This window comes from Geovibrio ferrireducens, from assembly GCF_026226615.1.
Classification (GTDB): Bacteria; Chrysiogenota; Deferribacteres; order Deferribacterales; family Geovibrionaceae; genus Geovibrio; species Geovibrio ferrireducens.
The window spans coordinates 1-12185 of record NZ_JAJAPB010000016.1 but is presented as its reverse complement, the minus strand read 5'-3'; the positions used below and the strand labels follow the sequence as shown (position 1 = coordinate 12185).

The window sequence follows — 12185 nt, the reverse complement described above, 5'->3', positions numbered from 1 at the left end:
ATCACTAAAAAGAGCATTAATCAAGAGAGGGATGGTGTTTTGACGCTGTCAGACGGCTGTTTTATTATGGCGAATAAAACACAAACGGGTATAAAGATTGGAAGAAATGTGTGATAATGCCCCCTCAGAAAGCTCACGGAGTTTTTAAATTATATGAAAACCGTTCTCGCAGTTGATTTCCGTATGTGCAGAGCATCCGGCATAGGGACATACATAAGAAATATTGTGCCTTTCCTTATTGATTCATTTGATATAACCCTTCTCGGCAATCCGGAGGAGATAAGGACGTTCACTTGGGCAGACAGAGTGAAGCTTATAGAAACATCATCCGGGATATATTCTGTCAGGGAGCAGGCTGAGCTTTTCAGGAAGGTTCCGCGCTGTGATGTATTCTGGTCGCCGCACTACAATGTTCCGCTTCTGCCCCTGCGGGCTGGGAAAAGGCTTGTGACGGTTCATGATGCTTATCATCTGGCGGCGGAAAGCGGCATATTCTCCGCAGTGCAGAGAGCATATGCGAAGTTTGTCATGCGCCGCGCCGTCACATTGTCTGATATTGTGCTCACTGTTTCGGAATTTTCCAAAACAGAGATTCTGAAATACTGCCCGGCGGATGCGGCAAAGATAAAGGTTGTTTACAACGCAGTGGACGAAAAACTTTTCAGCGGAGCCAGGAACACTGATGTCATAAAAAAGTATTCCCTGCCGGATGACTACATTCTCTTTGTCGGCAATGTGAAGCCGAACAAGAATCTGATCACTCTGCTGAGGGCTATGGATCTGATGGAGGGTGTGAATCTGGTCATAGCGGGTAAAAAGGACGGGTTCATAACGGGTGATTCCGCAGTTGCTGCTATGGTGAACGGATCTGAAAAACTGAAAAGCCGGGTGTTTTTCACCGGCTATATAGATGATGCGGACATCCCTTCTGTGTATGCCGCCGCGTCGGTATTTGTCTTTCCCTCTCTTTATGAAGGTTTCGGCATTCCGCCCCTTGAGGCGCAGGCAAGCGGATGTCCTGTTGTTTCATCCCCTGCTGCAAGCCTGAGGGAGGTCTGCGCGGAGAGCGTTGTTTACTGCGATCCGCTGAATCCGGCGGATATAGCGGAAAAGGTTCTGAGTGTGCGTAATTCCGCGGAACTGCGCACCGGATTGATAAATAAAGGGTATGAAAATATCCGGCGCTTCGGCTGGGAGAAATCGGCACGGAAGATTGAGGAAATAATAAAGGGGATGTGACGCAGGATAAAGCCCGCCGTGCGGTGTATGGGAAATCCTCCCCCGCCCTCCTTTGATGGCTTTGCTTCTGTCATTCTGAACGCAGTGGAGAATCTCTTATTTGATTATGCTGAGACTCTTCGCTTTGCTCAGAGTGACCTGTGGCTGAAAAAAAAAGACTCTGGCAACTCCAAGGATGGAAATGCGCCGTGCGTAGCGAAGGTTTGCTTTGCAAACCGCGAGCGTGTACAAAAATCCCGCAGGACGCGGGATTTTTGTTATTAATTAGACTTTTTTCGGAACCTGTGGTAACTTTTGCTGTCTTTAGGATTAGTTTTACTAATCTATATTAAAAGGAGCTTTGAATTATGAAAAAGTGCATTTTGGCCGTTCTTCTGCTTGTTTCACTCGCAGCATGCGGCGCACAGAAGGAAACCGCGAAGCCTGAGGCGGACGTTTCCGCAGTTATGAAGGAAAATCTCGGCAAGTTTTTCACTTCCAAAAACATGAACGATGTTACCTACGAAGTTGAAGTTATCGAACCTGTGGAAGGTGTTGAGGCGCTCAAATTTGTTAAGCTTACGTTCAAAGATGCTGAAAGAAGCCAGGAGCAGTATGTATTTACCGATGGAAAATACATCATTCCCGACATTACAGAAGTTGCTACAGGCACAGGGATTAAAGATAAGCTTGTTTTCAAGAACACTCCCCCCGCAAACATTGACCTCAGCAAGCTGACCCTCGCATACGGCAATAAAGACGCTAAAAACTACATTGTAGAAGTAAGCGACTTTCAGTGCCCCTACTGCAGAAGGACACATGAGTACCTGAAAGAAAAACTCGCAGGAAAGGATGTCGCAATATACTTTATGCACTTCCCCCTCGCTTTCCACCCGAAAGCAGAGCTTTACGCGAGAGTGTTTGAAGCGGGAATGGCTCAGAACGCCAATTTCTATGATGATCTCTACAGCACAACCCCTGATTTCGATGCGAAAACAGATGCGGAAATTATAGATTTCTTTGCTGCTAAAACTGCTGATGCTGCTGCTTTTAAAGCACTTGTAAATGACAATGCAACAGTCGGAAAAATCGCTGAGCAGATGCAGGCCGCACAGGCTATGGGCGTCAGCGGAACACCTGCGCTTTACTTCAACGGCAAGCTTATAGGCGGATTTAAACCCCCAATGTTTGACCTTGCCATCGAAACATTCAAATAGAGAAGGCCTTGAATATAAAATCCTGCGGGAGAAGCACTTCCGCAGGATTTCCTTGTTGCGGGGCGAATTATGACCCGATAAATTTGTCTTGCAGTTGTCAGGTTTAACGCTTATATAAACAGTCGATACTGCGGATAGGCAAAACTGATTTGTATTTAAGTTATCTTTTTTATGCTGAACTGTTATGCAGTTATAAAGGTTCAGCATAGCAAAGAAATATACAAAAATTCAAATACGGACAGGCACAGTCCGCAATATTTTAAGGAAGGTGTAGTAATGGCAGCGCCCTTGGATTTTGAAGCCCCGATTATTGAGATAGAAAATAAGATAGCCGAAATAAAGAATATGTCCTCCCTCTCCGACTCTGAAATGCAGAAGGAGATGGACTCTCTCCAGAAAAGGCTTGAGAGAGTAAAAGCAAATATATACCAGCGTCTTACGCCGTCACAGAAGCTTATGGTGGCGCGCCACCCCGAACGCCCCTATACCCTTGACTTCATCAAGCTTATGTTTACCGACTTTCTGGAGCTTCACGGCGACAGGCTGTTCAGGGATGATCAGGCTATAGTGTGCGGCATGGCGAATTTTAATGATGCTCCTGTGATGGTAATAGGCCACCAGAAGGGGCGCAACACAAAGGAGAACATCCGCAGGAACTTCGGTATGGCAAGTCCCGAAGGCTACCGCAAGGCGCAGAGGATGTTTGATATGGCTGAGAGATTCGGCAGACCGGTAATAACATTTGTTGATACACCCGGAGCTTATCCCGGAATAGAGGCGGAAGAAAGAGGACAGGCTGAGGCGATAGCCAAAAGCCTTATGGTTATGGCTGAGCTTACAGTACCCATGATTACCGTAATCACGGGTGAAGGCGGCTCAGGCGGGGCGCTGGCGATAGCTATGGGCAACCGTGTTCTCATGCTTGAGCATTCCACATATTCAGTCATCAGCCCCGAAGGCTGCGCGTCTATCCTCTGGAAGGATGCCTCCTACGCCGGGCGTGCGGCTGAGGCTCTGAAACTCACCGCTCAGGATCTCAAAGAGCTTGAAGTGATTGATGAAATAGTAAACGAACCCCTCGGCGGGGCCCACAGAAATCATCACCAGACGGCTCATACCCTCAAAGGTGTGATAGCCCGCCATCTTAAAGAGATTAAGTCTCTCTCACCTAAACAGGTTTTTGAGCAGAGATACGAAAAATTCCGCAACATGGGTGTTTTCGCGGAGTAATGATGAAAGAGATCATCCGCCTCCCCGAAAGCGTTTCGAATAAGGTTGCGGCGGGCGAGGTGGTGGAAAAGCCGCTGAATGCCGTGAAGGAACTGATGGAAAACTCAGTTGACGCAGGCGCAGACAGCATTTCCGTTGAAATAGAGGAGGGGGGGCTGTCCCTCATCCGTATAACCGACAACGGGCGGGGAATCCTTAAGGAGGATCTGCCCGCCGCCGTTGAAAGGTTCGCCACCAGCAAAATAAGAGACATCGACGACATCTGGAACATACATTCCTACGGTTTCAGGGGCGAAGCCCTTGCCGCCATATCATCCGTAAGCGATTTTTCCATAATGAGTGCCAGAGAAGGCGAGGGGAACGAGCTCCGCGTGAAGTTCGGCGCTGCGGAACCTTTGCGTCCCGCTCCGTCCGTTCAGGGCACATGCGTGGCAGTGAAGGAACTTTTCCGCAATGTTCCCGCAAGGCTGAAATTTTTCGGCAGCCCGCAGGGGCTTGAACGTGAAATAATCAGGTTTGTTAAACAGTTTGCTGTTTTTACCGACGGTGTGTCCGTTCGTGTTAAAAGCAATTCAAAGGAAGTGTTTTCCGCAGGGCGGGATGAAAGCTTTCTCCTTAAGGCAAAAACCGCTCTGGGTGTGGATGAACTTATTTACGGAGAGAAGGAGTACAGCGGCGTTTTCGTGCGCATGGCAGCCAGCCTCCCCACAGTGCAGAGATACAGAAGAGACGCGATGATAGTCGCCGTTAACGGGCGTGTGGTGAAGGATGCCGCAGTTGTTCAGGCGGTTGTTCAGGCTTACCACAGGCTCATTCCCGAAAACAGATACCCTGCCTGCGCAGTGGAGATAAAGGTGCGTCCGGAGGATGTGGACGTGAACGTGCATCCTGCCAAAGCTGTTGTTAAAATGCTGAACTCGCGGGATATTTTCGGCATGGTTCATGACTGCGTTAAGGAAACTCTCGATAATAAGAAAAATGCACCCGCCGGACAGGAAGATACCGCCGTGAATGTCATGCCCGACTGGTTCGGTGCGGAACCATCAGAGCAGAAGGAATATTTTGTGGCGGAAGCCAGACCCACCTTCGACATAACCTCCGTTATGGAGACAGTTCAGGAAAAGCCAAGTTATTCAAATACATACAGGGAACATCCTCAGGCTCAGAAGCCAGTATACGAAGAACGCCCCTACCGCATAATCGGTCAGGCGTTTGACTCGCTGATAATATGCGAGATGAACGGCAGCGTGTTCTTCGTTGATCAGCATGTGGCGCATGAGCGTGTGCTTTATGAGAAGTTCCTCAACGAAAAAAATGTGAACATACCTTCCATAGTTCTGTTTGAACCTATGGTTATGGAGGCGGATGCGGAAGAGCTCAGAGCCGCTGAGGAGAATGCGGAGGATCTGGCTGCTTTCGGCTTCGGGCTTGAAGTTTTCGGTACTGACAGCCTGAAAATAGTCCGTGTTCCGGCGGATATTCTCAAACGCAACATAGAGAAGGAAATAAGGGAGATGCTCTCCGAAATGGCAGAGTGCGCCAAGGGCAGACAGGAGGATTCCAGAATCCTCACCATGTCCTGCAAATGCGCGGTCAAGGCGGGGGAGAAGCTCACATTTCCCGAAATGGACAGGATAATGGCTGACCTGCTGAAAACCTCCAACCCGCATACATGCCCGCACGGAAGGCCTATAACCTACTCACTGGACAAGGAAACCCTGTTCAGGAAATTCAACAGATGATTATTCCTATAATAACAGGGGCAACAGGCACGGGCAAAACCGCACTGGCCATAGAGCTTGCGCTCCGACATAATGCAGAGATAATAAGCGCTGATGCTTATCAGGTTTACAGAGGCATGGACATAGGCACTGCCAAGCCCTCCGGTGAGGAGCTTGCGGCGGTTCCCCATCACCTCATAGATATTCTTGACCCTGACCAGACCTACTCCGCAGGTGATTTTTTTGAGCATGCGGAAAAGCTGATTGATGATATAATCTCACGTGGCAGGCTGCCTGTCATCGCAGGCGGAACAGGGCTCTATGCGGAAACTCTCATAAAAGGGATTTTCAGTGCACCGGAGCGGGATGAAAATTTCAGAGCCGCGTTGGAGGAAGAGGGAGGAAAGCACGGCTTTGCCCTTCTGCATGAAAGGCTTAAGTCTGTTGACCCTGAATTTGCCGCATCCGTCCCTCCGTCCGATAAAACAAGGATAATCCGTGGGCTTGAGATAAATGCTCTGTGCAAAATGAATGTTCGTGAGGCGCAGAGAGTTTTTCATGTTAACCCGAAGCATAAATATTCCGTCTTTATTATAACGGATGAACGTGAGCGGATGTATGCCCGCATAAACGAACGTGTTGTGAAGATGTTTGATGCGGGCTGGGCGGATGAGGTGAAAAACCTGCTGGGCTGCGGTTATAACGAGAACATGCAGTCCTTTAAGGCGATAGGCTATCGCGAAACTGCGGCACTTGTGAAGGGGGAGGCTGATTTTCCTTCGGTTCTGGCATCTGTTCAGCAGAAGACCCGCAACTTCGCCAAGCGGCAGGTTACATGGTTCGGGCATATGGACGGACTGACTAAACTCCGCGCAGGGGATGACAAAAACTCAGACCAGCTTTCCGCATTCATACGCGATTATTGGACTTGAAAAAAAATTAACCCTGACTTATACTTGTGAATTAACGTTATTATTACTCCTGGGGGTATTATGAGCAAAAAAGTCAACATTCAGGATGTTTTTCTTAACCATATCAGGAAAAGACGCATCGCTGTGACTATTTATTTGGTTAACGGAGTCAAGATAGAAGGACTTATAAAGGGGTTCGACAACTTTGTGATCATTTTGAAGGATGATTCCCAGAAAATGATCTACAAACACGCAGTGTCAACTATCGAGCCTTCCGAGGAAATCGACGAAATAGAAATGGCCTGATGGTTTTCGGCGGCGGTTTCAGAGAACCTTTAAGGGTTATTTATTTTAACGCGGTTCTGTACAACAGGGAATATTTCCCTGAGCCTGATGCCGCCATCGTCAGTATCTTCGGGAAGCCCTTATTTAAGTCTCCTGAGTTTGATTTCAGCCATACGGAATACTACACCCCGGAAATGGGCAGACCACAGTCGAAATATTTCGCAGGGTATGAGGTTATAGATTCGCCGGAGAGACTGGCGGAGTTCAAGATTAAGGCTGTGGAGCTTGAAAACAGCCTTATGAGGGACGGAAAAAGATTTATAAACGTAGATCCCGGTTATGTGGCGCTTGAAAAAGTTGTCGCTGCCAGCACAAAGAATTTTACCCACAGAATATACATAGGCGGCAGAATTTATGCCGACCTTCAGCTTCAGAGAAGAAAAAACGCCTATCAGCCTCTGCCGTGGACCTTTCAGGACTACACATTTCCGCAGGCGCTGGAGTTTTTTGAGAAAATGCGAAACCACCTGATCGCAGAGACTGCAGCGGCTGGTTCATCTGAATAGATATATTGCGGCAGAGGGCATGATGGAGATTTCCACTTCTTCGTTTCTCACTTCAGAAACGGATGACGGCACTGCATCAATAATTTTTGCGGAAAACCGAGTACCCGCAGGGGACGAGCCTCTGTGGGTGAAGTGCGTTCTGGAGAAGCGGCGAACCCTTGCAAAGCCCATGTTTGAATGGCTTAAGGACAGAGCGGATCTCTACGGAGCGCTCTGCACGGAGCCTTCACTCAGCGGTGATCTGTTCATTTTCCTTTGCCGGATGATGAAAAATTCGCCGGAGTTTTTTGCGGCTGCTGCGGCGAATAAGGGTCTGCGGACGGATATTTTCACTGCATTTGCCCAGTCCGCGGAGGAAGAGATTCTGGAAAATCTGGCGGATGCTGATATTCTGGTGGATGAACCGTCTCTGGCGGTGCTTCTTTTGAAAAACCCGTTTCTCAGCGATCATACAGCGGCGAGAGTTACGGGCATATCCGGCTGGCAGCCGGATTTTGAGACCAAAAAAGAGCTTGAGGAAAACCTCTACGGGCAGATTCAGAAAATGAGCATTGCCCAGAAGATAAAACTTGCCTCCAAAGGGAACAAACAGGCGCGCGGGCTGCTGGTTCGCAGTCCTAACAAGCAGATTTCATCTGCCGTTATGCGCAATCCCAGAATGACCGAGGATGAGGTTGAGTTCCTTGTGAAGAACAAAAGCACGTCGGAGCATATTTTCCGCGAAGTTGCCTTGAACAAGGAATGGATGAAAAGTTATACTATCATCAGCGCCATAGTCAGAAACCCCAAAACCCCTCTGGATATAACAATGGGGCTGGTGGGCAGGCTTATGTTTCAGGATGTCGAGTATATTTCCCGTTCAAAGGAAGTGCCCGCCACACTGAGACAGGCTGCGGCGAGAATTGTGGAGCAGAAGGCGAAAAAACCATGAAAGCAGGCTTAATTTACTTTGCACTGATAGCGGGACTTGTGCTTTACCTTTTTTTCGGCCACAACGGCGTGCTGAAATACAGGGAGCTGGTAGGGCTCAAAAACACTTATGAAGCTCAGATTATGGAGATGGATTCCAAGATCAGGAGCCTTCAGAAAGAGCTTGAAGCAATAAAAAAAGATAAGGAATATCTGGAGCTTCTCATCAGAAAAGAGCTTAATATGCGCTCACCGGATGAGGACATTTATATTATAGGCAATGAAGCGGTTCACAGTAACGGAGATAACCGAAGCAATTAAAAATCTGCTTGAGGGCACTTTCAGGGACACAGTCACCATCAGCGGGGAGATAACAGGTTTTTCTGTTTCACCCAGAGGGCATCTGTATTTCTCACTGAAAGACGACAAGGCGAAGATCAGGGTGGCTATGTTCAAAAACGCCGCCGTGTCCGCCCGCTCATACACGCCCAAAAACGGAGATTCCGTTGAGGTGACCGGGGAGCTTAAGCTCTACGAATCTGACGGGGCATACCAGATCATCGCCCGGAAGATTGAGTACGACTCCGTGGGGCTCTTCTGGCAGAAGTTTGAGGAAACCAAGCGCAGGCTTGAGGCCGAAGGGCTTTTTGACGAAGCCCGCAAAAAGAATATTCCCGAACTGCCGGAGCGCATAGCTCTTATAACCTCACCCACGGGTGCGGCTGTTACGGATTTTATAACCACCGCAAAAAAGACCGGCGGCAGGTTTGTGATTGATATATGGCCTGTGCCTGTTCAGGGCAAGGAAGCGGCGCTGCCTATTATAAAGGCGCTGAACACGGCGGGAAGCCTTACGCAGGTGTATGATGCAGTTGTGCTTATGCGCGGCGGCGGCTCGCTTGAGGACCTGGCTGTTTTCAGCGAGGAGAACGTAGCCAGAGCGGTTGCGGCGACGAAGGTTCCGTGTATTTCCGCTGTCGGGCATGAGAGAGATTTCTCCATATGCGACTTCACGGCGGATCTGAGGGTCGCCACACCCACTGCGGCTGCGGTCAAACTTTCTGAGGGCTACGCTGTCAGAGAAAAAGAGATTGCGGTTTATCAGGGCAGGCTCGGCTCATTCATGGAGAACAGGCTCAACCGCTTAAACCAGCGGATGGACTTTCTGGGGCGCAGGCTGGGAGCTTCTTCCCCTGCGGCTAAGATAGCCTCTCTTAAGAATATGCTGGGTGCGCGTGAGCAGAAAATAGCCTCGAAGATGAAGGAAAGGCTTTTCGGCGTTTCCAGAAAGCTGGACACCTGCGCCGGGGTGATAAGAAAACACCATCCGGGCATACGGCTGGAAAGAATGAAAAACAGAACGGACAGCGCTTTGAGGATGCTTAAAACTCTCTCGCTGGACGCATTAAAGGAAAATAAACAGAAACTTGAGCTCCTCAGCGCGAGGCTCGGCGGGGTCAGCCCCGAAAAGGCTCTGGAAAGAGGCTATGCGCTGGTAAGCATAAACAACAGGTTGGTCAGGAAGGCAAAAGACGTCCATCTCGAAGATGAACTTGAAATTAGATTCAATGACGGCTATATTAACACCTTCGTCACCGGCAGGAAACTTTCGGAGGATGGCAATGGAAAGAATCCCGATAACAAAAGAAGGGTTTCAAAAGATCAAAAAAGAGCTGGAAAGGCTCAAAACGACTGAAAGAAAGGAAGCTGTTGAAGCTATAGCCGAGGCGAGAAGCCACGGTGACTTAAGCGAAAACGCCGAGTATGATGCCGCCAAGGAAAGGCAGGGTATGATAGAAGCGCGTATAGCCGAGCTGGAAGGCAAGATCGGCAGGTTCGACGTTATAGATATATCTTCGCTCTCCTCCGATAAGGTTATTTTCGGCGCTACTGTAACAGTGGAAAATGTTGATACAGAAGAAAGAAAAACCTACAAGATAGTCGGGCCGGACGAGGCGGACATCAGCAGCGGAACAATTTCTATCCTCTCTCCGCTCTCCAGAGCGCTTGTGAATAAAAAAGTCGGCGATGAGACTATTGTTCAGGCTCCCGGCGGCGAAATCGAATACGAAATTATAGAAATATCCTTCAAATAAATTCTCAGCATCAGGCGCTCCCGTTTTCCGGGAGCGTTTTTTGTTCCTTTTACCTGTACTTTTCTATCACCCGCGGGTTATTTTAGCTGTATAATATATTTTATATTCAGGTTTCTTAACCAGTCAGGAGGAAACTATGCATTTCGGCAGGACAGCCTTAATAGTTCTTACGGTGTTTTCCACTTTTTCAGTTATAAAAGCTGAGACTTTTGAAGAATATATGAAATCGCAGATGGACGAGTTCCAGCAGTTTAAGGATGAAAGGGACAAGGAATTTACTGCATTTCTGAAAGAGATGTGGATCAGGGTCGAGACCGAGGAGCCCGTCAAGCAGATTGACGAACCTAAGCCGATCAAAATACCCGTTGCGCCGCCGCATGTGGAAAAAGCTCCCATTCCGGTGGTGAAACCCACACCTCCCAGACCTGTTGAGGTTCCTGAACCTGCAAAACCCGTTCCTCCCGCCCCTCCGGCTCCTGTGGCGAAGCCTGAACCGAAGCCCGAACCTGTGCCTGTACCGATCGTGAAGCCTGAACCGAAGCCCGAACCTGTGCCTGTACCGATCGTGAAACCTGAACCGAAGCCTGAACCTGCTCCAGTGGCAAAGCCTGAACCTGCACCGGTTGCGAAACCTCAGCCTGATGTGGCTGTAATCCCTCAGCCTGTTCCGGTTCCTGTTCCTGCGCCTGTGGTTGTTGCTCCCCCTGCGATCAAGGGGAGGGCTCTTGAGTTTGTCTTCTTCGGCAGCCCCATAAAAGTCGGCTATGATACCAAGCTCCAGCTTGGCGCGGAAGCTCCCCTCAGCGGCAGCAAACTGGGCGAATTCTGGGAAAAGGCAGCTCTGGCTGACTATGAACCCCTGATGAATAACCTGCTTAAATACAGAAAAGATCTCAAAATGACCGACTGGGGTTTCATTCTCCTTGTCAGTGAGGCCTCCGGTAAAATAGCAGCCGACAGAAACGGCAAGGTTCTGCTCACATGGTTCATACTCAGCAAAGCCGGATATGAAACAAGAACCGCCTATGACAAGGAGAACGTTTACCTTCTTGTTCCGGCAAATACCAGACTTTACGGAGTTTCGTTCTTCACGCTTAACGACAAAAGATATTACGCTGTCTCCGCAGACGGATTTATAAATAATCTGGGCAGTGTATACACCTATGAAAAAAGCTACCCGAAGGCAGACAGGGCTATGGATTTCCGTATGACCGACTACCCCGACCTCGGCAGGAAAGTTTCAGAGCGCAGCCTGAGCTTCACCTACGGCGGGCAGACTTTCAACATTAAAGTTCCTTATAACATGAATGATATAGTTTACCTGAAATACCACCCGCAGACAGATGTGAGCCTTTACGGAGAGGCCGGGCTTCCCGACTGGGCCGGCAAGCCGCTTCTGGCTCAGCTTACGCCGATTATCAAAGGCAAGAGCGATGAGGAGGCGGTGAACATCATCCTGAAATTTGTGCAGACAGCCTTCAAATACGCCACAGACGACCAGCAGTTCGGGCGGGAGAAGTTCCTTTTTGCCATGGAGACAATCTATTACCCGTACTCCGACTGCGAGGACAGGAGCATACTGTTCACGTACCTTGTGAGACAGCTTCTTAAGCTTGATACGGTTTTTCTGGACTATCCGGGACATATCGCGGCGGCAGTGGCATTTAAATCCAATGTGAAAGGGGACTATGTTTCCTTTGAGGGCAAACGCTACACAGTAACCGACCCGACATATATTAACGCTACAATCGGCATGACAATGCCGCAGTTTGCTAAAAATGCGCCGAAGGTTGTGAAGTTTTAGCTTGCGGCGGGGCTTGACTCAGGGCGTATTAAATCCCCCTCCGGTCCCCCTTTATAAAAGGGGGAAGCTGTTGCAGCTGAGTGCAAAACACTCTTCTTTGACAAAGGAGGGCAGGGGATGATTTATGAAAAGGCAAAAAACTCAGACTGCCGCGTCGCTCCCGCTCCTCGCAGTTGTATATGTCAAGTAATTCGAGGACAAATATCGTTTAACTGCTGCGGTGTTTTT

The 12185-nt window shown here is 49.0% G+C and carries 12 protein-coding genes; all 12 read left to right on the top strand.

Annotated elements, in window-relative coordinates; translation table 11 throughout:
• The first annotated feature begins 153 nt into the window (after positions 1–153).
• A complete protein-coding gene (locus tag OSQ85_RS12720; RefSeq protein ID WP_265823599.1) occupies positions 154–1239 on the top strand; it encodes a glycosyltransferase family 4 protein in 1086 nt (361 codons plus the stop codon).
• Positions 1240–1586: 347 nt separating this feature from the next.
• Positions 1587–2435 carry a DsbA family protein gene (locus tag OSQ85_RS12715; protein ID WP_265823598.1) on the top strand — a complete coding sequence of 283 codons (849 nt, stop codon included), beginning with the start codon at positions 1587–1589 and terminating at the stop codon, positions 2433–2435.
• Positions 2436–2711: 276 nt separating this feature from the next.
• Entirely contained in the window at positions 2712–3665 is a 954-nt protein-coding gene (locus OSQ85_RS12710; RefSeq protein ID WP_265823597.1) for an acetyl-CoA carboxylase carboxyltransferase subunit alpha, read from the top strand.
• Positions 3665–5407: a DNA mismatch repair endonuclease MutL gene (gene mutL, locus OSQ85_RS12705; protein WP_265823595.1), complete on the top strand. Its 1743-nt coding sequence runs from the start codon at positions 3665–3667 to the stop codon at positions 5405–5407. The genes OSQ85_RS12710 and mutL overlap by 1 nt, the downstream gene beginning before the upstream one ends.
• Positions 5404–6318, top strand: coding sequence for a tRNA (adenosine(37)-N6)-dimethylallyltransferase MiaA (miaA, locus tag OSQ85_RS12700; protein WP_265823594.1), 915 nt, complete (start codon positions 5404–5406; stop codon positions 6316–6318). The genes mutL and miaA overlap by 4 nt, the downstream gene beginning before the upstream one ends.
• 57 nt (positions 6319–6375) lie before the next feature.
• Positions 6376–6603: an RNA chaperone Hfq gene (gene hfq, locus OSQ85_RS12695; protein ID WP_164885405.1), complete on the top strand. Its 228-nt coding sequence runs from the start codon at positions 6376–6378 to the stop codon at positions 6601–6603.
• Positions 6603–7148, top strand: a complete 546-nt coding sequence (locus OSQ85_RS12690) for a DUF4416 family protein (RefSeq protein WP_265823593.1) — start codon at positions 6603–6605, stop codon at positions 7146–7148. The genes hfq and OSQ85_RS12690 overlap by 1 nt, the downstream gene beginning before the upstream one ends.
• A 19-nt stretch (positions 7149–7167) precedes the next feature.
• On the top strand, positions 7168–8079 hold the full coding sequence (locus OSQ85_RS12685) for a hypothetical protein (RefSeq protein WP_265823591.1): 912 nt from the start codon (positions 7168–7170) through the stop codon (positions 8077–8079).
• The gene (locus tag OSQ85_RS12680; protein ID WP_265823590.1) at positions 8076–8378 is read left to right on the top strand and encodes an FtsB family cell division protein; all 303 of its coding nucleotides are present in this window, start codon (positions 8076–8078) and stop codon (positions 8376–8378) included. Before OSQ85_RS12685 ends, OSQ85_RS12680 begins: the two co-directional genes overlap by 4 nt.
• Complete coding sequence (xseA, locus tag OSQ85_RS12675) at positions 8338–9753, top strand: exodeoxyribonuclease VII large subunit (RefSeq protein WP_265823589.1); 1416 nt, start codon at positions 8338–8340, stop codon at positions 9751–9753. The genes OSQ85_RS12680 and xseA overlap by 41 nt, the downstream gene beginning before the upstream one ends.
• The gene (gene greA / locus OSQ85_RS12670) at positions 9680–10153 is read left to right on the top strand and encodes a transcription elongation factor GreA (RefSeq protein ID WP_265823587.1); all 474 of its coding nucleotides are present in this window, start codon (positions 9680–9682) and stop codon (positions 10151–10153) included. Before xseA ends, greA begins: the two co-directional genes overlap by 74 nt.
• Positions 10154–10289: 136 nt before the next feature.
• On the top strand, positions 10290–11957 hold the full coding sequence (locus OSQ85_RS12665) for a hypothetical protein (protein WP_265823585.1): 1668 nt from the start codon (positions 10290–10292) through the stop codon (positions 11955–11957).
• The last annotated feature ends 228 nt before the right edge of the window (positions 11958–12185 follow it).